The organism is Nostoc sp. JL31, assembly GCF_017114965.1.
Taxonomy (GTDB): Bacteria; Cyanobacteriota; Cyanobacteriia; order Cyanobacteriales; family Nostocaceae; genus Nostoc; species Nostoc punctiforme_A.
Map to the genome: position 1 here is coordinate 1 of NZ_JABXKO010000049.1, position 20,144 is coordinate 20,144.

At 40.9% G+C, this 20,144-nt stretch carries 19 protein-coding genes and 1 pseudogene; 14 read left to right on the plus strand and 6 right to left on the minus strand.

What is annotated here, in order from left to right; translation table 11 throughout:
* Positions 1 to 155 precede the first annotated feature (155 nt).
* The 8 genes from HWQ43_RS12535 to HWQ43_RS12570 all read left to right on the plus strand — a co-directional run bounded on the left by HWQ43_RS12535 (position 156) and on the right by HWQ43_RS12570 (position 11,625).
* Positions 156 to 4,790: a type I polyketide synthase gene (locus HWQ43_RS12535; RefSeq protein ID WP_292733696.1), complete on the plus strand. Its 4,635-nt coding sequence runs from the start codon at positions 156 to 158 to the stop codon at positions 4,788 to 4,790.
* A 41-nt stretch (positions 4,791 to 4,831) separates the two neighbouring features.
* On the plus strand, positions 4,832 to 5,758 hold the full coding sequence (locus HWQ43_RS12540) for a sterol desaturase family protein (RefSeq protein ID WP_292733698.1): 927 nt from the start codon (positions 4,832 to 4,834) through the stop codon (positions 5,756 to 5,758).
* A gap of 80 nt (positions 5,759 to 5,838) precedes the next feature.
* Positions 5,839 to 7,653: a fatty acyl-AMP ligase gene (locus tag HWQ43_RS12545; protein ID WP_292733700.1), complete on the plus strand. Its 1,815-nt coding sequence runs from the start codon at positions 5,839 to 5,841 to the stop codon at positions 7,651 to 7,653.
* A gap of 120 nt (positions 7,654 to 7,773) precedes the next feature.
* Positions 7,774 to 8,016, plus strand: a complete 243-nt coding sequence (locus tag HWQ43_RS12550; protein WP_292733881.1) for an acyl carrier protein — start codon at positions 7,774 to 7,776, stop codon at positions 8,014 to 8,016.
* Complete coding sequence (locus HWQ43_RS12555; RefSeq protein ID WP_292733702.1) at positions 8,009 to 9,295, plus strand: cytochrome P450; 1,287 nt, start codon at positions 8,009 to 8,011, stop codon at positions 9,293 to 9,295. The genes HWQ43_RS12550 and HWQ43_RS12555 overlap by 8 nt, the downstream gene beginning before the upstream one ends.
* A 42-nt stretch (positions 9,296 to 9,337) precedes the next feature.
* Entirely contained in the window at positions 9,338 to 10,606 is a 1,269-nt protein-coding gene (locus tag HWQ43_RS12560) for a cytochrome P450 (protein ID WP_292733704.1), read from the plus strand.
* A 7-nt stretch (positions 10,607 to 10,613) separates the two neighbouring features.
* Positions 10,614 to 11,114 carry an aspartyl/asparaginyl beta-hydroxylase domain-containing protein gene (locus tag HWQ43_RS12565; RefSeq protein ID WP_292733707.1) on the plus strand — a complete coding sequence of 167 codons (501 nt, stop codon included), beginning with the start codon at positions 10,614 to 10,616 and terminating at the stop codon, positions 11,112 to 11,114.
* Between the two features lie 235 nt (positions 11,115 to 11,349).
* Positions 11,350 to 11,625: a hypothetical protein gene (locus HWQ43_RS12570; RefSeq protein WP_292733887.1), complete on the plus strand. Its 276-nt coding sequence runs from the start codon at positions 11,350 to 11,352 to the stop codon at positions 11,623 to 11,625.
* On the opposite strand, the pseudogene HWQ43_RS12575 reads toward HWQ43_RS12570, so the two are convergent.
* Positions 11,564 to 11,722 (minus strand): annotated as a pseudogene (locus tag HWQ43_RS12575) (transporter associated domain-containing protein); the annotation flags it as partial. The gene HWQ43_RS12570 and the pseudogene HWQ43_RS12575 sit on opposite strands and share 62 nt — an antisense overlap.
* Positions 11,723 to 11,809: 87 nt before the next feature.
* Between HWQ43_RS12575 and HWQ43_RS12580 the strand changes: the two are divergent.
* The 6 genes from HWQ43_RS12580 to HWQ43_RS12605 all read left to right on the plus strand — a co-directional run bounded on the left by HWQ43_RS12580 (position 11,810) and on the right by HWQ43_RS12605 (position 16,472).
* Positions 11,810 to 12,259 (plus strand): hypothetical protein, encoded by a 450-nt coding sequence (locus tag HWQ43_RS12580; RefSeq protein ID WP_292733710.1) that lies wholly within the window; start codon positions 11,810 to 11,812, stop codon positions 12,257 to 12,259.
* A 526-nt stretch (positions 12,260 to 12,785) separates the two neighbouring features.
* Positions 12,786 to 13,085 carry a metalloregulator ArsR/SmtB family transcription factor gene (locus HWQ43_RS12585; RefSeq protein WP_292733711.1) on the plus strand — a complete coding sequence of 100 codons (300 nt, stop codon included), beginning with the start codon at positions 12,786 to 12,788 and terminating at the stop codon, positions 13,083 to 13,085.
* Between the two features lie 36 nt (positions 13,086 to 13,121).
* Positions 13,122 to 13,973, plus strand: coding sequence for a phosphate ABC transporter substrate-binding protein (locus HWQ43_RS12590; protein ID WP_292733714.1), 852 nt, complete (start codon positions 13,122 to 13,124; stop codon positions 13,971 to 13,973).
* Entirely contained in the window at positions 13,930 to 14,808 is an 879-nt protein-coding gene (gene pstC, locus HWQ43_RS12595) for a phosphate ABC transporter permease subunit PstC (RefSeq protein WP_292733717.1), read from the plus strand. Before HWQ43_RS12590 ends, pstC begins: the two co-directional genes overlap by 44 nt.
* Complete coding sequence (pstA, locus tag HWQ43_RS12600) at positions 14,796 to 15,668, plus strand: phosphate ABC transporter permease PstA (RefSeq protein WP_292733720.1); 873 nt, start codon at positions 14,796 to 14,798, stop codon at positions 15,666 to 15,668. Before pstC ends, pstA begins: the two co-directional genes overlap by 13 nt.
* Before the next feature lie 6 nt (positions 15,669 to 15,674).
* On the plus strand, positions 15,675 to 16,472 hold the full coding sequence (locus HWQ43_RS12605) for a phosphate ABC transporter ATP-binding protein (protein WP_292733723.1): 798 nt from the start codon (positions 15,675 to 15,677) through the stop codon (positions 16,470 to 16,472).
* Here HWQ43_RS12605 and HWQ43_RS12610 read toward each other — a convergent pair.
* From HWQ43_RS12610 to HWQ43_RS12630, 5 genes are all read right to left on the minus strand, one after another.
* The gene (locus tag HWQ43_RS12610) at positions 16,469 to 16,678 is read right to left on the minus strand and encodes a hypothetical protein (RefSeq protein WP_292733726.1); all 210 of its coding nucleotides are present in this window, start codon (positions 16,676 to 16,678) and stop codon (positions 16,469 to 16,471) included. The genes HWQ43_RS12605 and HWQ43_RS12610 overlap by 4 nt on opposite strands.
* Before the next feature lie 31 nt (positions 16,679 to 16,709).
* Positions 16,710 to 17,444, minus strand: a complete 735-nt coding sequence (locus HWQ43_RS12615) for a glutathione peroxidase (protein WP_292733729.1) — start codon at positions 17,442 to 17,444, stop codon at positions 16,710 to 16,712.
* An 81-nt stretch (positions 17,445 to 17,525) separates the two neighbouring features.
* Complete coding sequence (locus HWQ43_RS12620; RefSeq protein ID WP_292733732.1) at positions 17,526 to 18,455, minus strand: alpha/beta hydrolase; 930 nt, start codon at positions 18,453 to 18,455, stop codon at positions 17,526 to 17,528.
* Between the two features lie 22 nt (positions 18,456 to 18,477).
* Complete coding sequence (locus HWQ43_RS12625; protein WP_292733735.1) at positions 18,478 to 19,302, minus strand: SDR family oxidoreductase; 825 nt, start codon at positions 19,300 to 19,302, stop codon at positions 18,478 to 18,480.
* Positions 19,303 to 19,434: 132 nt separating this feature from the next.
* Positions 19,435 to 19,920 (minus strand): glutathione peroxidase, encoded by a 486-nt coding sequence (locus tag HWQ43_RS12630; RefSeq protein ID WP_292733737.1) that lies wholly within the window; start codon positions 19,918 to 19,920, stop codon positions 19,435 to 19,437.
* Between the last annotated feature and the right edge of the window lie 224 nt (positions 19,921 to 20,144).

The window sequence follows — 20,144 nt, forward strand, 5'->3', positions numbered from 1 at the left end:
AGTTTACTTTGACGCATTCATTGACCTTGCTACAATTCATATCTGGATTAACAAACTATTATTAGTGGGATAGGTTCATATGAAATTTTTAGATGTTGTTAATTTTATTGTCAGAGTTGAGATGCAATTCTCAGCCAAGTTGAGGAGTGAATACTATGAATATTGAACCTATTGCCATTATTGGGATCGGATGCCGTTTTCCAGGTGCAATCACTCCCGAAGCTTTTTGGCATCTACTCTGCAATCAAATTGACGCGATCGCACCTATTCCCTCCGAACGGCAAAATCTACATTCCTGCTTTATTCCCGGCCCCACTTCATCACAGACGCAACTTATCCAAGGTGGTTTTTTAGAGCAAATCGATCAATTTGACCCACAGTTCTTTGGCATCGCCCCACAAGAAGCCGTTAGCATCGATCCTCAACAACGGCTGTTACTGGAAGTCACTTGGGAAGCTCTCGAAGATGCTGGGTTAGTCCCTCAAAAACTCTCAGGAAGCGCAACAGGAGTTTTCGTTGGTATTGCCGGTTCTGATTACTACGAAATCATGGCAGAAGCACGCTCGACCAATGGCTATGCAGCCAATGGCAATCTCAGCAGTGTTGCTGCTAACCGTATTTCCTACCTGCTTAACTTGACGGGCCCGAGTTTGGCAATTAACACCGCTTGTTCCTCTTCTCTAGTAGCAGTTCATCTTGCCTGTCAGAGTTTGCGTAGCCGGGAATCTAGCCTAGCTTTAGCCGCAGGCACCAACATCATGCTATTCCCGGAAGTGACAGCAAGCCTCACAAATGCAGGGATGATCTCGGCTACAGGATGTTGCAGAGCATTTGATGCTCAAGCCGATGGCTTGGTGCGGAGTGAAGGAGTTGGTGTTGTAGTGCTGAAGCTGCGGTCTCAAGCATTGGCAGATGGCGATCCCATCTATGCGATCATCCGGGGTAGTGCAATCAACCAAGATGGACGTAGTAATGGACTGGCTGCTCCTAATCTGCAAGCACAACAGACACTACTACAGCAAGTTTATCAAGATACCGGAATTTTGCCAAGTTCAATACAGTATGTCGAAGCACAGGGGACTGGAAGTTTGTTAGGGGATGCTATTGAACTGAAAGCCCTGGCAAATATCTTAGTAGCGAATCGCTCTTTTGGAGATAAATGTCGGATTGGTTCTGTAAAAACCAATATCGGGCATTTAGAGGCCGCTAGTGGAATTGCTGGATTAATTAAAGTGGCATTGTCCCTCAAGTATGGAAAGATTCCGCCGAACTTGCATTTTCAGCAGCCAAATCCGAATGTGGCATTAGATAAACTGCCTCTACAAGTGCAGCAAACCCTGGAACCTTGGTCAAGCGATCGCCCCTGTATTGCAGGCGTGAGTGCGTTCGGCTTTGGCGGCACAAACGCTCATATAGTGATGGCAGCAGCACCCGATTTGGTTTTAGAGTCTTCTGAGATTGATCGTCCTTTACATCTGCTGACTCTATCTGCCAAAACAGAAACAGCATTGCGATCGCTAGCCCAGCGTTATCACGAGTTTTTAGTTAATCATCCTGATATATCAATTGCGGATGTTTGTTTTAGTGCCAATACTGGCAGAACCTCATTTAACCATCGGCTGGCTGTAATTGGGGATTCCACAACACAAATTGCAGAACGTTTGCAGGCGTTTGCATTATTTGGACAGTCATCTGGGTTAGTGAGTGGTTTTGTGAAGCCAAAAAAGATTCCTAAGATTGGATTCTTGTTTAGTGGCTTGAGTAACTACAGACTAGGACTAGATCGGCAACTATACGAACAATCACCCACCTTCCGCCGAGTACTTGATCGCTGTAATGCGATCGCTCAACCATTGCTGGGAAAGTCTTTGCTTGATATTCTCTATTCCCCTAATACCCCAGAAAATTCTACCAATGAAGTATATACTGATTCAGAATTATTTATAGCAACATTTGCACTGCAAGTAGCACTTTGCGAATTGTGGAAAGTTTGGGGAATTACACCCACAATCATTATGGGAATAAGCATAGGAGAGTATGCGGCTGCCTATCTTGCTGGCTTGTTCAGTTTGGAAGACGCACTCAAGATAATAATCTCTGGACAGCAGCATATCCAATCTAAAAACTCAAAGGGGACGATGGTCGGCGTGTTTGCAGATGAACAGCGAGTAGAGGCTGCAATTCAACCTTATGGTGACAAGGTTGGCATTGGCTTTTATGGCGGCCCGCAAATTGTAATTTCCGGTCAGCAAGAGGTAGTTGATGCAGTTGTGGCCGATCTCAAAGCACAAAAAGTCAAAACTGTTCGCTGGGACACATCCTATGCCTATCATTCCCCGCTGATGAAATCGCTGGAGATTGATTTTGCCCAATATAAGTCAGACTATACCCCCTCTCCCGCACAAATTTCTTTAATTTCTGGAACTACAGGTCAGCTATCTCCAGATGCCATAACAAAAATAGACTACTGGGTAAGTCTGATCCGTGAACCCGTAAGATTTGCAATGGGTATGCAAACTATGCACGAGCAAGGAGTTACAGTATTTGTCGAGATTGGGCCCAAATCCAGTTCATTGTCGATGGGTATGCGTTGTCTACCTGAAGGGGCTGGAACTTGGCTGCCAAGCTTACGTTCGGGGAAATTCAGCTGGCAGCAGTTGTTGTCCAGTTTGGCACAACTCTACATTTTAGGAGTACCTGTCAATTGGTCAGGATTTGATCGCGATTATCGCCGCGATCGCCTACGACTACCCACCTACCCCTTTGAGCGACAAAGCTATTGGTTCAGCAGTAGTCGCTCGTCTCAACCAAGCGCTCTATCTGCACTACCTCACCGTTCTTTGATTTCTAGTTTATTTGACCGGGGAGATTCAGCAGAACAGATTGTTCAACTTCTTGCCCAAACAGAATTATTTTCACTAGCGGAAGTGCAACTCCTACCAAAACTCATCACTACTTTAGTTCGACATCACCAGGAAACTGGATTTTCCACCGATGAATATGAATCTTCTTTGACCAGCCAAACCATAATTCTAGACGTACCTACCCCTAAAATTCTTGTCCCTGAATCGAATATTTCATTAAGGCGATCGCAACTTGCAACATCCCCAGAAGAACAGCAGCAACAGCTTGAAGAATATTTGATAGAACAAATTGCTAAAGTGTTGGGATTGCCTCCATCTCAGTTAGATGTTGAACAACCGCTCAATACTTTGGGGTTGGACTCGTTGATGTTAATTCAACTAGTAAACCGTGTAAAAAAAGACTTTGCTTTAGAGTTGTCAATCGAGGCGTTATTTGAAAACATGACCCTGCTCGATCTGGCTCAACAATTACAGACCCAATTGGCCTTGTTTAAAAGTGAATCTGATGATGCTCCCATCATGGTTACCAGGACAGAGGCTGTTGCTTTGCCTTTGTCTTTTGCTCAGGAGTCATTTTACTCTCAAATAAAACTAGACCCAAGTAATCCCTTTGCCAATCTATCCTTCACCCTACACTTTACGGGCGATCTCGACATTCCAGCGCTAGAACGCAGTCTGAATGAGTTAGTGCATCGTCACGCTGCTTTGCGAACCACTTTTGATATTGTCGCAGAAAAACCGACTCAAATTATTCATCCAATGATGAATCTACCATTGTCGGTGGTGGATTTGCGATCGCGTAGCGTGTCCGTTCGCGCAGCGTCTCTGACAGGAGAAGGACAATCGCTATCTCAAGCAGAACAACAAATAACAGTGCAAAAGTTGTCCCAAAAAGAAGCTCACGAATCGTTCGATATTGTTCGAGGGCCGCTTTTACGAACCACACTGCTGAGACTCTCAGAAAATCGACATATATTGCTGATTACTCTCCATCACCTGATTACAGATGGCTCTTCTATGGTTATCTTTCTTCAGGAACTTGGAGCAATCTATCAAGCATTTTCCCAAGGAAAATCCTCACCTCTACCAGAATTACCAATGCAATATGCAGACTTTATTGTCTGGCAACGTCAATGGCTGCAAAAAGAGGCACTGGCAACACTACAAAGCTATTGGCAACAACAGCTTGCACCGCATCTGGTCGTCCCTGAAATCAAAACAGATCGACCTCGTCCTGCTGTGCCGGGATTGAGAGCAGCCATTTACCCCTTCCAACTATCTGAAGTGTTATCAGCCCAACTCCAAGCACTCAGCAAACAAGAAGGTTGTACTTTATTCATGCTTTTGTTAGCAGGTTTTCAGGTTCTAGTGCATCAGTATACAGGTAAGTTTAACTTCTGTATTGGCACTACCGTTGCCAATCGCAATCGAACTGAACTTGAAGCTTTAATTGGTTGCTTTATTAACCAGATTCCAATTAAAGCAAAATTAGAAAACAATCCCACTTTTCGGCAGGTACTCCATCTTGTTCGCAAAACTACTTTAGAAGCGTATGCCTACAGCGCTCTACCCTTGAAATATATTCTGGAAACTGTACCCCTGTCCAAAACAGATAATGCTCACACATTTCCTCTACCAATAGTAGTAATTTTTCACAATGAGATTCCCCTATTAACTGAGAATGTGAAAATTTCAGAACATCTTTCTGTTGGCATACAAAATAGACCATTTAGGGGAGCAAGACGAGACTTAACTCTGCATCTGGGAACAGGAGCAAAAGGCATTTGGGGAGAGATGGAATACGATGTCGATTTATTTTTTGAAAGTACAATTAATACAATTTTGGAAGACTTTATGATTTTACTTCAAAATATTATCATTAATCCAGATATCCATATTTTAGAGATGCAGAAAAAGCAGATTTAGAATAAATCTATAACAATTTCTATTACAAAACAGCGTATTTGTTGGATATTTCTAATTTAAAAATGGAGAAAAAGAGCCTTGTGAATGTAAGATTTCGTGATATTTTTACATGGACAGTTTACCCAGGTGTCATGTCGATTGGCCTAATGATTTATTATGGTCTGAAAAGTTATGGCATAAACGTATTCCTTAGTAGTTACGTAGCTACAATCATTGCTGGAGTCGGTCTAATAACTTTTTTTGAACTTATACTTCCTTATCGGAAAGAGTGGTTGCCCAGTAAGAGCGATGTTGGAACTGACTTCATTTTTATGGTGTTGGTACAGGTATTGCTCCCGTACTTTCTTTCTATTTTCTCAGTGAGTTTGTTGCTCGGCTTTATCAACAACAATAATTTGAACTTAAGTAATTTCTGGCCGCACAACTATCCCATCTGGATACAAATTTTGATTATGATATTGTCTGGTGATTTCTTGAGATACTGGTTACATCGTGCAGCCCATACATGGCCTCCGTTATGGCGATTTCATGCCGTACATCACTCCGTTCACAAATTATATTGGCTTAATCTTGGGAGATTTCATCCCTTAGATAGATCGCTGCAACTTTTGTGCGATAGCTTGCCCTTCATTTTTCTGAGCGTATCCAAGGAAGTACTGGCACTTTACTCTGTGATCTACTCAATTAAAGGATTTTTTCAGCACTGCAATATAGACGTAAAACTTGGCTGGTTTAATTACATTATCAGTGGACCTGAGCTACATCGCTGGCATCACTCCAAAAATATTAGTGAATCAAACAATAATTACGGAAATCATGTAATAATTTGGGACATTCTTTTTGGCACTTACTTTCTTCCTAATGGTAAAAATGTATCCGAACTGGGTCTTTTAAATCGAAATTACCCGATGAATTTTTTGAAACAAATGCAAGCTCCATTTATCAAAGGGATCGATATAGCTTACTGACAATTTATGCTAGTTTAAATAGTTAGTTGTGATTTCACTGTTTTTACCGATGCTAAATTCTATTTCAAGTACAAAAGGCTATGAATAACGATTTATTTTTTCCACATTCTCCACAAGAAGCAACTTTAGTTAACCTGTTACGTTATAGGGCAATACAACAACCAAATCAAGCGCCATATACCTTTTTGATAGATGGAGAAACAGAAAAAGTTAGCTTCACCTATGAAAAATTAGACCAAAAAGCACGCGCTATTGCAGCATTACTTCAAAGTATGAAGGCTTTTGGAGAAAGAGTCCTACTTCTGTATTCACCTGGACTGGAATTCATTGCTGCTTTTTTTGGAGGTTTATATGCAGGTGCAACTGTTGTACCTGTGTATCCACCACGAGGTAAACAACGGATGACACGACTGCAAGCTATTGCACAAAACGCACAGGCAACTTTTGCACTCACCACATCATCTGTGATTACTAAATTAGGACAAAGCTTTAAAGAAGAACCAGAATTAGTAGCTTTACAATGTATAGCAACTGATGAAATTCCCAACGAATTGTCAGATGATTGGTTTTTTCCTGAGATTACTAACAACTCTCTAGCACTTCTCCAGTACACTTCTGGTACGACAGGAAACCCAAAAGGGGTAATGGTGAATCATGACAATCTACTATATAATTCCGCTTTAATTTATCAGTCTTTTGAGCATACACCTAACAGTCGAGGTGTAATTTGGCTGCCTCCTTACCACGATATGGGGCTGATTGGTGGAGTGTTACAGCCTCTATATGGTAGTTGCTCAGTCACACTGATGTCGCCAGAGTCTTTCCTACAAAAACCCTTTCGCTGGCTAAAAGCTATTTCCGACTATCAGGCGACTACCAGTGGCGGGCCTAATTTTGCTTATGATCTATGTGTTGAAAAGATTACATCTAAACAACGTAAACACCTCGATTTGAGTAGTTGGGAGGTTGCTTTCAATGGTGCTGAACCTGTACGGGCAGAAACTATAGAGAGGTTTTCCGCAACCTTTGCAGATTGTGGCTTTAAAAGAAGTGCTTTTTACCCCTGTTATGGAATGGCGGAAACAACTTTGATTGTGTCTGGAGGTTTGAAAACAGCACCACCATTGATTCGCTTTGTGCAAGAGCAAACTTTGAAGCAGAATCAGATTTTGACTACTACCGAGGAAGCAGAAGATGCCAGAGCGATTGTTGGTGTTGGTTATAGTAGTTTAGACCAAAAAATTGCGATCGCATCTTGCACAACTCCCTTTGAGAGCATCGCCAACTCAGAATCATTAACTCGCTGTCTGGATGGAGAAATCGGAGAAATTTGGGTTGCAGGGCCGAGTGTAGCTGGTGGCTACTGGAATAAACCCCAAGAAACGCAACAAACATTTAATGCTCACCTACAAGACACAAAAGAAGGGCCATTTCTACGCACTGGAGATTTAGGATTTCTGCTTGATGGCGAACTATTTATCACTGGTCGCTTAAAAGATTTGATAATTATTCGAGGGCAAAATCATTATCCCCAGGATATTGAATTAACAGTCCAAAAGAGCCATCCTGCACTACGACCTAATTGTGGGGCAGCATTTTCTGTAGAGATAAAAGATGTTGAACAGCTAGTTATTACTCAAGAAATAGAGCGTACTTACTTACGTCAATTAGATGTTGATGAGATCGTTAAATCTATTCGTCAGGCAGTGTCAGAACAGCACCAATTACAAGTTTATGCCATTATCCTGCTAAAGACAGCGAGTATCCCGAAAACTTCTAGCGGCAAGATTCAGCGCCATGCTTGTCGAGTTGGTTTTCTAAATGAAACTTTGGATATTGTCGGCAATTGGACTGCAAATCTTGAACAAATAGACTTACTGCAACTTCAAGCATAAGTAGAAATAGAAGTAGAAGACCTTTCAGAAAAAGGGCAAAATTCAGATGTTCATCAATTTAAAGATAATCCGAAACATTTCAAGCCAAACCTGACAGAAAAAGCGATTCAAACTTGGCTAATTTCTCATCTTGCCTTGTACCTGAATATACCGTCTGATGAGATAGATATTCAAGAACCTTTTGCTGCATACGGGTTAGATTCAGCAGTGGCAGTTAGCATGACAGGTGAATTAGGTCAATGGATTGGTTGTGAACTGGGAATTATTCTTTTTTGGGAGTATCCCAGTATCGAAACTCTAGCTAAATACTTAGTAGAGGAATATCACTTATTACCATCAATCCAATCTTCAGTTAGTGTTTGAAAAAAAATGTATGAATCCAAAAGTAATTAGTACTCAAAATAGCGAGAAACGAGAGCTAGAAAAAGCATTTAAATTCAATCTTTTTGACCCTAAATTTAACGCTAATCCCTATCCAACTTACCATCGACTCCGCTCAGAAGATCCGGTACATCGATACTTTGTTGGAGGCGATTGGATAGTTACCCGATATGCTGATGTCAAAGCAGTTTTAAAAAGTGGTTGTGTTCGTACTGATGATAGACCAAAATCAATACAAGAAAGAAACAAATATTTCCAAGACAAAGGAAAGAATCTAAACACCCTTGCTTATACCACCAGTCGATTTTTATTTTATATGAACCCACCAGACCATACTAGATTACGTGCGTTGGTGAGTAAAAGCTTTTCTCAGGTGGTTGTTGAGGGTATGCGTTACCGTATTCGGGAAATTGTGGATGAGCTACTTGACAAGGTTCGACATCAGGGAAGTATGGACATTGTTGCCGATCTGGCCAGTCCACTTTCTGTAAGTGTAATTAGTAAGCTGTTGGGAATACCAAAAGAAGCTCAACAACAACTTCATCAGTGGACTAATGTTTTGTCCCGTATTTTAGACCCATTGGTGTCACTAGAAGAGTATACAGCAATGAATAAAGCTACAGAAAAGATTCAGGAATATTTAAGTACTCTGATTGCCGAACGAGAAAAAGATCCACAAGAAGACTTGATTAGTAATTTGATTAGAGCTAAAGAGCAAAATGACAGGCTAAGTCAAAAAGAAATATTGGCAATTTGCACATTATTATTTGGAGCTGGCGAAGAAACCACTGGTAACACGATAGGCAATGGAATGCTGGCATTACTACAATATCCTAAACAAATGGAAAAACTCAAAAGAGAACCAACATTAATCGCAAGTGCTGTAGAAGAAATAATTCGCTATGATAGTGCAATTCAAATGTTAACCCGTATCGCTACTGAGAATTTAGAAATAGGCAACCAAACAATTAAAGCAGGTGAAAAGATAGTTCTTTGTTTGGGAGCAGCTAATCGAGATCCAGCCCAGTTTCCTGAACCCGACGAGTTAAATATTAATCGAGAACAGAATCAGCACGTTGCTTTTGCTGATAGTATTCATTATTGTTTAGGAGCAGCACTAGCACGCGTGGAAGCTCAAATTGCTATTAACACATTAATTCAACAATTTCCTGATTTAAAGTTAGCTTCAAACAAGCTTGAGCGAAAAAAGAGCATAGTCATACGTGGCTTAAAGGCTTTACCTATAAATTTTACTTGCTAAGTCATTTCTGTCAAGTTTGGATATTCACAAGAGATGTGTGAAATGGAGCCAATTACTCATACAAATAAGGCTCAAAAATCAGGGATTCCAAAAGCTCTCAAATTCAATCCTTATGACCCAGCATTTCGGACAAATCCCTATCCTATTTACCACAGTCTTCGCTCTGTTGAACCAATACATCAAAGCTTTAGGGGAATGTGGGTACTTACTCGCTATGCTGATGCCAAAGCAGTTTTGCGCGATTCTCGCTTTTGTGTTGATAAAATGTCAAAAAATGTTAAACATAAAAGCTATTATTTGAATCATCAAAATCTCGATAGGCTTGCACAAGTTATTGACAAATGGCTAATATTTTTAGATCCGCCTGAGCATACTAGATTGCGAGGACTAATTAGTAAAGCCTTTTCTTCTACAAGTCTCCAATTTTTGCGTCCCCAAATTCAACAAATTGCAGACGAACTGATTGATAAAGTTCGACACACAGATTCGATGGATATAATATCCGATTTTGCTTGTCCATTACCTTGCAATGTCATTGCCGTAATATTAGGAGTACCTATTAAAGATTGGTCTAAACTATATCATTGGTCGGATGAACTGTCTAATATTTTAGATCCACTCAGGTCTTTAGAAGATTATGAACACATGAATAAAGTGGTGTTGGAGTTTACAGATTATTTTAAAAGCTTAATTGCACAACGTCAAAAAAATCCTCAACAGGATTTATTGAGCGCCTTGATTGTAGTCAAAGAACAGGATAAAAAGTTAAGTGAAGAAGAAATTATATCTGTCTGTATGCTGTTATTCTTTACTGGTGAAGAAACCACAGTGAATCTCATAGGTAACGGTATGCTTGCTCTATTACGTCACCCACAGCAGATGCAACAGCTAAAATCACAACCAACACTTATCCAAAGTGCTATAGAAGAAATACTACGTTATGACAGCCCAATCCAAATCACTACAAGAGTAGCAACTGAAGATGTTGATATGGATGATATTACTATTCGAGTTGGCGAGAAAGTTCTTGTTGCTTTAGGTGCTGCAAATCGCGACCCTGCACAATTTACTGACCCTGACTCCTTTGATATTACACGAGTTAATAATAGTCACTTAGCTTTTGCTGATGGTATTCACTATTGTTTGGGTGCAATATTGACACGGCTTGAAGCTGAAATTGCCATTACTGCACTTGTACAGCAATTGCCTGAGTTAAAGCTGTCACAGGACAAGCTTGAGTGGCGCAACAAGGTTGCTTTTCGTAGTTTAAAAGCTCTCCCTGTTATCTTCAAACCAACGAATATAAAATAATCAAAAAATGTTTTACGAAACTACTAATTTCAAATTTACAGAGAGCTTGAAATCTAACTGGCTGCTCATTAAAGAAGAGTTAAATAGTCTACAACAATTTAATTCTAATCCTTGGCAAAAAGAGTTTCTTTATAATAAAGGCTGGGATATTCTTGCTTTGTATTCTTTTGGTAAAAAAATAGAGCATAACTGCCGCTTATGTCCAGAAACAACAAAATTAGTAGAATCCATCTCTGGAATGAGTACAGCAACTTTTTCTTCCCTTGCACCTGGAACTCATATTGTTCCTCATAAGGGATATATAAATACTGTACTTCGTTGTCATTTGGGTTTAATTGTGCCTGATGACTGTGAGATACGGGTGGGGAATGAAACGAAAACCTGGCAAGAAGGCAAGTGCTTAGTTTTTGATGATACGGTTGAGCATGAAGTTTGGAATCGCAGCAATATCAGTAGAATAATTTTATTGATCGATTTCAAAAAGTCTATTTTTTTAAAGCTATTTTAGGTATAGAATTCAACTTAATTCGGAAAGATTTGATAACAATTCAATCAACTAAGTAGGTGGGCGGGGAAATTTATAACTATGTAACGAAAGTTTAACTTGAAGGATTTGAGTCAAATTTAATACGCTCTGTACTATAGTTGCCCTTTTCTCCCCTAGCTTTAACGCCATCAATCACAGCGCAAGCAAGGTCTAACTCATCATCAAATATTTGCCCACATAGTTCATCTTTTTTAAGGTGCTGCGACTCCAATTCAATTGGGTTCATCTCGGAGCAATATTTGGGCAAAAAAAGGATGTTGTGCTGTTAGTAGTGCCATCAGTTGCTCATCTTCAGGCAGTTGTGACTCTTGTTTCCGTAGCACAATCCATACTGCACGACCAGGTGTCAGACATTACCTACGCCAATGGCTTATTCCACCGTCAACAGCCAACCCCCTGGGCAGACCAAATTAGAAATCAGAGTGCATTGGCACAACCAACACTTTATCTATTCGGTTTCCATCCATACTAACTACTTCAAAGCGTAGTCTCGCCCACTCAAAATGTTCAGCGACCAAGGGAATATGCCCTAACTGGTTGATGACAAATCCCCCTAAAGTTTGATAGTTGACCCCTGCTCCTAGTAACACTTTTCTGATATCTAAAATCTCTTTCAACCGCGTTTGCTCACCAGGATTTATCCTTTTGAGTCATTCTTGGGTATCAACGGGAAGCCCGTTATTGAGTATGAGGTTCGGGAAATAAAGAAAACCGAGCGCGAACGTCAAAACGGAGAAACCATCGTGAAGCGATTAGTCGGTGACACTAAACGAATTAAACGCAACCGCAGCCGCGACACTTTCAAAATGCGTTTGGGCCTGGGTACTGTTCTGGAACAGTCGGGAGACGGTTTAATTGAAAAACCCAGTGGTTCCTCACTGTGTCGAATTAGCCTGTGGCAGCACGTTCTAACTGGCATAGAAACTGGCAGATTACCAGAGAACAAACTCACCAAGGAATTGATTAACTACCGCGATTCACTCAAAGCTAACGTCACTGAGCAAGGTGAGAAGTTGCTAGGTGGTAAACACATTCAGGGAAAACTGATCAGTAAAGTCGTTAACCTGCTGTTCCAAGAATTGTGTAAAATAATTCCTCTGACCTGATGCGATAGCCCTTCATTTGGATGAAGGGTTTTAAAATCTCTCAAAGTTTCAGTTACCCTGAACTCTGATAAGGTCACAACATTTACTTTCCACAATTATATTGAGCCGAGATGCCAATAGCTTGACAACAGAGTTTTAATAATAGAAATGTCCTCACCAGAGAGCAAGGGGCTATGCTACGTGCTTAGGAAAAAAGAACGCTCACGATAAAATTGAAATTTTGGATTTATAACGGCTTTTATACTACACATGGTATATCGAAATACCGAAGTTTACAATCCGGATAAATAACAAAACCTTGCTATTGGATGAGGTGTTGATTTCTTTTAAAGCGTTAGCGTGGCAAAAGGGTCATTGCGCCTCATTGAGATTGAACCGGATAGTTACCAAATATGAGACACTAAGCATGAATACAATTTCATATGAACGCTCATTTGTAAAAAAAGTGCTAATAAATTTTAATTGTCAACTGTCTAATTGTTGCTATTTATGCTGAAAATAAGGAAAACTTATCCTTTTCAGGGCAATGCAAAATAGTACAAATTTAAGCATCGATTGTGTAGACAAGCTTAAGGTACTGGCAGATGAAACCCGTTTGGCAGTTTTACAACTTTTGATTGACAGTCCTAAGCGAGTGAGAGAGATGAATGCGATTTTGCATTTGGAGCAAAGTCTGCTCTCTCATCATTTACAGGTTTTGCGTCGAGCCAAATTGGTTGTGCGGGAGCGAGATGGCAAAGCATTTCTCTATCGTCTTGCCCCTGAAGTCGAAGTAGCTACAGGCAAGGCTTTAAACCTCGGCTGTTGTGTTCTCTCGTTCAACTAAAACCTGGAATATCTATAGAAGAAATAAAGGGAGAAGATGAAAAATTCACAAATTTCGGTGATGGCAATAGGATTAGTGACAAGCATTTGGTTGCAAGGTTGTTCTCAACCTCCGCAAGCAGTCACAAATGATGCAAATAGGCTACAAGGAAAATTGGTACTTACTGGTTCAAGTACAATCGCACCATTAGCAGCAGAAATTGGCAAAAAGTTTGAATCGCAACATTCCAGTGTGCGAGTTGATGTGCAATCAGGGGGTTCTTCTCGCGGTATTGCAGATGCTCGTCAAGGTGTAGCCAATATTGGCATGGTTTCCCGTGCCTTAAAGCCCGAAGAAAAAGATTTAAAAGCGTTTTCCATCGCTCGTGATGGAGTAACGATGATTCTCCATCAAGAAAATCCCGTGCCATCCCTAACTGACAAGCAAATTGTAGATATTTACACAGGTAAGGTGAATAACTGGAAACAGGTAGGGGGTAAGGATGGGGCAATTACAGTTGTTAATAAAGCCGAAGGACGTTCTACCCTGGAATTGTTTACCCATTACTTCAAGCTAAAAAATACTGACATCAAAGCACAAGTAGTGATTGGTGATAATGAGCAAGGAATTAAGACTGTAGCCGGAAACCCGAATGCTATTGGCTATGTTTCCATTGGCTCGGCAGAAAATAGCGCCGCCAATAAAGTACTAATCAAATTGCTACCTGTAAACGGTGTAGCAGCAACAACAGCTAATGTACAAAACGGGAGCTTTCCTATTTCTCGACCGCTTAACTTGGTCATCAAAACTGAACCCCAAGGACTGGTGAAAGAATTTATTAACTTTGCACAATCACAGCAGGTAAGTGACATTGTTAAAAAGCAGAACTTTGTCTCCATCGCCCAATGATGTTTGGTTAATTTGGATACTACGAGGTTTAGCAACAACCGCAGGAGCGATCGCACTTTTAATTGTTGTCTTTCTACTTTGGGAATCCTTACCAATCTTCAGTCGTATACCACTATCCCGCTTCTTTACCGACTCCTCTTGGAATCCCACAGCAGGTTTATATAATCTCTCACCTATGTTGCTGGGTACTTTCTTGGCAATGGCTGGTGCAGTGCTAATTGCTACTCCTATAGGCATTTTATCTGCTGTCTTTTGCCAATTCTATGCCCCGCCAATGGTAGCTCAACTCTATCGCCGTCTCATTGAATTATTAGCGGGGATTCCTTCTGTAGTTTATGGCTTTTGGGGATTAGTCGTGCTAGTTCCTCTGATTGGTAAAATTCATCCACCAGGGCCAAGCCTATTAGCAGGAATAGCAATTTTGGCGGTGATGATTCTGCCAACAGTCGCGCTTATAGCCGATGCTAGCCTCGAAAAAGTTCCCACCTCTTACATTCAAGGTGCTGCTGCACTAGGGTTATCACGTTGGACAACAATCTGCACAGTAGTTTTTGCATCAGCCAAATCAGGATTATTTACAGGCTTAATTTTAGGGACAGGTCGTGCCATTGGTGAAACAATGGCAATTTTGATGGTATGCGGCAATGTGGTACAGACCCCAAAAAGCTTATTTGACCCCATCCGCACACTCACGGCCAATATTGCTTTAGAAATGGCGTATGCCACAGGGGATCACCGTAGTGCGCTGTTTGTCAGTGGCTTGATATTGATGGGAATGATTGTGGTCTTAGTGGCGATCGCTGAAGTTATCAGTCAAGGCAAATGGCAGAGATAAAACAAAGCAAAGATAATCGTATCATTCTTAGAGAGTGGCTAGCAACAAGCTTAGTTTGGGCAACAGCCGCCCTCGTTACGGCCATCTTTTTATGGATAGTCAGCGATATCCTCTGGCACGGTATCGGATATTTATCTTGGGAATTTCTGATTAGTGAACCAGAAAATGCGGGTAGAGAAGGTGGAATTGCCAGTATTCTCGTTTCCACCGTTTTAATTATTGGTGTATGTATGACGGTTTGCCTGCCCGTTGGTGTTGGTACAGCAGTTTTACTCGCAGAATTTACTCCTAGTGATAGTTGGTTCGCTAGATTAGTACGCCGCAGTCTAGATGTACTTGCTGGTGTACCTTCGATTGTCTTCGGGTTGTTTGGCAACGTCTTGTTTTGCAAAGTTTTAGGGCTGGGGTTTTCCATTCTTTCAGGCGGACTCACACTAGCGTGTATGGTGCTACCAATCTTGATTCGCTCTACAGAGGAAGGATTTTTAGCGGTTCCTAATGAGTACAGATTAGGAGCCGCCGCTCTTGGCTTTTCGCGCACAACCACAATATTTCAGATATTGTTACCTGCTGCTATTCCTGGTTTAGTTGTAGGATTTGTGCTTGGTGTTGGTCGGGCTATTGCGGAAACTGCGGCTTTAATTTTCACTAGCGGTTACGTAGACCGAATGCCACAATCACTCCTCGATTCTGGGCGTACCCTTTCGGTTCATATTTTTGATCTCTCAATGAACGTTTCAGGAGGAGATAAGAGTGCTTATGCTAGTGCATCGGTTTTGCTATTACTACTGCTGTTGATTAATGGCACAGCAGCGTGGATTGCAAAACGTTGGTTACACAGCAGAGTTATTTCTGGATGAGGACTGGTGGATATAGAGGAGAACATCTTGGCAGGTACTGAACCGTTGATTCAAATTGAGAACTTAACTCTGCAATACGCACAAAAAACAGCCCTTGCTAATGTCAACTTAGCTGTCAATGCCGGAGAAATTTTGGCTTTGGTTGGGCCTTCTGGTTGTGGAAAAACTAGCTTGCTCAGTTGCCTCAATCGCCTCAGCGATATGATTCCCAAGTGTCGAGTTCAGGGAAGAATCCGTATTGGTAGTTTAGAAGTGGTAAATTCCAAAATCAATGTCATTGCCTTGCGGCGTCAAGTCGGCATGATTTTTCAAAAACCCAATCCCTTTCCTTTCTCAATATGGCAGAATCTGGAATTACCTTTGCGAGAGCATGGCATCCGCGATCGCCACCAAATTGATCCAATTATCGAAACCAGCCTCCAGGATGTAGGACTATGGGATGAAGTAAAAGACCGGTTGCAATCTTCAGCTTTAGCTCTTTCGGGTGGGCAGCAGCAACGTTTGTGCATAGCTAGAGCCTTGGCTTTGCAGCCAGAAGTATTACTACTGGATGAACCTTGTAGTGCCCTCGACCCTATTTCCAGCAACCTTGTTGAAGATTTAATTATCAGTTTGCGCCAGCGCTATACTGTGTTAATTGTTACTCACAATCTGGCTCAAGCCAAGAGAATTGCAGATCGAGTCGCTTTATTTTGGGTACAAGACGGCATTGGACAACTGATTGAATCAGGTACTGTAGAGCAGGTTTTTAATCATCCTCAACATCCTTTAACAGTTGCTTATGTAACTGGTGCAAGGGGTTAAATCCACAAGCTAATTTTTTCATCCCAAGGGGCAGGTTTGCTAATTTGCTTCCATATAGGACTATACAAGGTTGGGTTGAGCAATAGCGAAACCCAAAAAACCCCACCAAATGTTGGGTTTTGTTCCTCAAACGCCACTTGCTTCAAGCCGGGGAACCCGTCCAACGCAGTGGCTCCCCAACCTACAATTTTCTCTTTTTTAGGCAAAACCTACCCAGTATTGCAACCCTACTCAACCCTATTTAGCAGCGAAGTAGGCTTCTAAGGCCTCAGAACCACCAATTAATTTACCATCGATAAATACTTGGGGAACTGTTGTTGCACCTGCAACTGCTTTTAGCGATCGCGTGGTAATATCTTTACCCAAGGTAATTTCTTCGTAGTTGATGCCATGTTCCTTGAGCATTTCCTTAGCACGGGCACAGAAGGGACAACCCACTTTCGCAAACAGGGAAACTACTTCGGGCTTAACTGCTTGGGGGTTGATATATCTGAGCATTGTCTCAGCATCAGACACCTTAAAGGGATCTCCTGGCTCTTCTGGTTCAATAAACATCTGGTTAATTACACCATCTCTAACCAGCATAGAATAGCGCCACGATCGCTTGCCAAAACCCAAGTCTGATTTATCTACCAATAAACCCATACCTTCAGTAAATTCACCATTTCCATCAGGAATTAATGTGATATTTTCTGCCTCTTGATCCTTTGCCCATTCGTTCATCACAAAGGCATCATTGACAGAAATACAGATAATGTCATCGACACCATTTTCTTTGAAAACCGGAGCTAATTCGTTGTAGCCAGGGAGATGAGTGGATGAACAAGTCGGAGTATAAGCACCCGGTAAAGAGAAGACAACTACTGTCTTATTAGCAAATAGCTGCTCGGTTGTCACATCCACCCACTGGTTATTATTGCGAGTATGAAAAGTGACATTGGGTACTCGTTGTCCTCGGCGATTGGATAACATAATTTTGCTTGCCTTTAGTAATCAATTCCAGTCAGTCATAACCTATCATGGGAGAACTGGCACAATCTAACTATCAATCAGCTAAAAAACTTCATTAATGAATAGAGCGATCGCTGCTACAAACTCAGCAGTTGATTCATAGGGTAAAACATTACGCCCATTTATTTTTATACCTCGACTTTCAGGCAAACAAGCAAGATAAGGAGCCAAGCGTTCATCTGGCGTTTCTTTTTTATTGTCTTGGCTAATACTCGATGCAGTTTCGCCCATAACTGCTAATGTTGGTTGCTGAATCGAGGCAATAAAACTAGTATAATCATCTCGCCAAAACCCTGCTAAAAAAGAAAATACTGCATGGCGACTAGCAGGATTTTCTGCACCTGCAAGCAATGTATTTAACCACTCTGCATCCACAGCATTTTCATAAGCAAAGAGTTGGCGAATCGAAAAAGAACGTAAAAACTTTGGGGTGCGTGCATAGCGATAAAAAGCACTACCAAAAGGCGAATCTAACACGTTCCAAAGGAATTGTTCCTGCCATTCTGGTGGTTTAGTTGTCATCAAAGCCCACGTTGGTGGCCCAGAAAGTACCAGTCCGGCAATTAAATTTGATTCCTTTTGGACTAATTGGATAGCAACTGGTAATAAAGCACCTTGTACTACTAGAATAACCGGTTTTTGGACTACTGTTTGTAAAAAGGACTGCAACTGTTCTGCCCAATCACTAGGAGTGTAAGCTACACGGGGCATATCACTTTCACCACATCCTAGTAAATCAGGGTTGTAAATTGAATTACACTGACCTGTACTATACCACTCGCGACAAAATCGTTGCCAAAATCGCCGCGACAATCCCACACCAATCGGATGAATTAATAGTAAGGGAACGCCTTCAGATGTTGTATTAATTGGTTGATGAACTTCGTAGGCGCAACGATAATTTTGCCAACTGTAAAACTGGCTAGGAGATGCTGTCAAATTAGTTGTGTTAGCTACAGCAGATGTTTGCATAATTCCTAGTTTTTAATACTTGCTAAAAAATTATCTGTGGATGAATCAACTCGTATCCAGCTTCTTTAAGCTTTTCATTGGATACCCAAGCATTATATGGGCGAGTACTCTTGATAGATGTATCCCATTCTACTTTGGGTAAATTATGTTTTTCAAATAAGTTATCTAGCAAGTTTCGGCTGGTGAGATGTGCATCATCTACCAGATTGTAAATTCCTTGCAAACGACGGTGACGGGCAAATTCTATCGCACCAACAATATCATCTAGATGAACCCAATTTGTGGTATCCTCACCATTGCCCGGACGGGTTGTACCAGAATATCTACCAAATATTTTCAACAGTTCTCTACCAGTTCCATAAATCCCTCCTAAGCGGAATATACAAATACGGAGATTTTCGCTAGATGCTGATAGCAAGACATCTTCTGTTTTTCGGAGAATTTGGGCATTTAAATTAGGAGGTGCAAGCGGTGTTTCTTCATCTACCCATACACCATTCCTGTCACCATATACTGCATAACTACCTGTGTATATTAATTGTTTTACACTCTTAATCTGTTGTAAGCACGAAACTAAAGTTTGGGCAGTTTGTAGATAAGTTTCTTCATAAACTTCTCCACTTTTTGCCCCAACGCTCAAAAGTACAACATCTTGATTGTGCAAAACTGATTTTAGACTATCTATGTCATTACCACAGGTAACTACAACTCTTTGAGATACTGATTGTAGTGCAGGGACACGCTCAGGTGAAGTTGTGGTTACACTGACAACAAAATTCTTATCTTGTTGCCAATATTGAGCAACTTTATAACCAACATAACCACAACCAATGATTGCAACGTTCATGACAAATTAGACACAAATAAATTAAACTACTTATTGAGAGAACATTCTCAATTAATTGTCTGGAAGTAAATAATTTTAACAGCTCAGAGCTAATAGTCAATAATTCATAGTACAGAAATTTTTACCTAATGACTATTTAGCTAATTCTTTCTCAATTGTGGTAATTAGCTCTGGTGAATTTGGCTGGACACTACTATTAAATCTAGCTACTACTTCACCTTGCTTATTAACTAAAAATTTTTCAAAGTTCCAAGCAACAGTTCCCGTTGGCTCAACGGCTTTAGTAAGTCGCTCATAAAGTGGATGCTGCTGTGAGCCTTTGGCATGAACTTTATCAAATAGTTCAAAGGTAACACCATATTTACTCGTGCAGAATTGCACAATTTCTTCATTGCTTCCTGGTTCCTGCGCTCCAAAATCGTTACAAGGGAACCCCAAAATGCGTAGACCTGCTTCTCCATACTTTTGGTTTAACTTTTCTAAGCCCTCGTATTGAGAAGTATAACCACAGAAGGAAGCTAAATTTACAATTAAGAGTACCTTTCCGGTGTACTCATTTAGTTGCTTATCTTCACCGTTGATGGTCTTAACTGCAATATCCGAAATTGTGTTACTCATTTTAAATCTGATTTATAGGCAATATTGCCAAGTCTCCCATATTACAGGTACTCTAAACCCGGTTTCTTTAAGGAAATTAGGTTTGTTAGCCTTGTTGTAACAATTCTATGTGAGTCATGTAGTTGCAAAACGCTGTATCTTGTATAAATAGCTCGACCAAGCTGCTATCTCAGGATAAGTGTGGGAAATCTGCGTTGCTTTTAAGACAAAATTTTGAGTGCAGT

What these genes read in the sequence shown, in the direction of transcription:
- HWQ43_RS12535 (WP_292733696.1), top strand. Translation starts at nt 156, where the DNA reads ATGAATATTGAACCTATTGCCATTATTGGGATCGGATGCCGTTTTCCA.
- HWQ43_RS12545 (WP_292733700.1), top strand. Translation starts at nt 5,839, where the DNA reads ATGAATAACGATTTATTTTTTCCACATTCTCCACAAGAAGCAACTTTA.
- HWQ43_RS12560 (WP_292733704.1), top strand. Translation starts at nt 9,338, where the DNA reads ATGGAGCCAATTACTCATACAAATAAGGCTCAAAAATCAGGGATTCCA.
- HWQ43_RS12565 (WP_292733707.1), top strand. Translation starts at nt 10,614, where the DNA reads ATGTTTTACGAAACTACTAATTTCAAATTTACAGAGAGCTTGAAATCT.
- HWQ43_RS12585 (WP_292733711.1), top strand. Translation starts at nt 12,786, where the DNA reads ATGCAAAATAGTACAAATTTAAGCATCGATTGTGTAGACAAGCTTAAG.
- HWQ43_RS12590 (WP_292733714.1), top strand. Translation starts at nt 13,122, where the DNA reads ATGAAAAATTCACAAATTTCGGTGATGGCAATAGGATTAGTGACAAGC.
- pstA (WP_292733720.1), top strand. Translation starts at nt 14,796, where the DNA reads ATGGCAGAGATAAAACAAAGCAAAGATAATCGTATCATTCTTAGAGAG.
- HWQ43_RS12615 (WP_292733729.1), bottom strand. Translation starts at nt 17,444, where the DNA reads ATGTTATCCAATCGCCGAGGACAACGAGTACCCAATGTCACTTTTCAT.
- HWQ43_RS12620 (WP_292733732.1), bottom strand. Translation starts at nt 18,455, where the DNA reads ATGCAAACATCTGCTGTAGCTAACACAACTAATTTGACAGCATCTCCT.
- HWQ43_RS12625 (WP_292733735.1), bottom strand. Translation starts at nt 19,302, where the DNA reads ATGAACGTTGCAATCATTGGTTGTGGTTATGTTGGTTATAAAGTTGCT.
- HWQ43_RS12630 (WP_292733737.1), bottom strand. Translation starts at nt 19,920, where the DNA reads ATGAGTAACACAATTTCGGATATTGCAGTTAAGACCATCAACGGTGAA.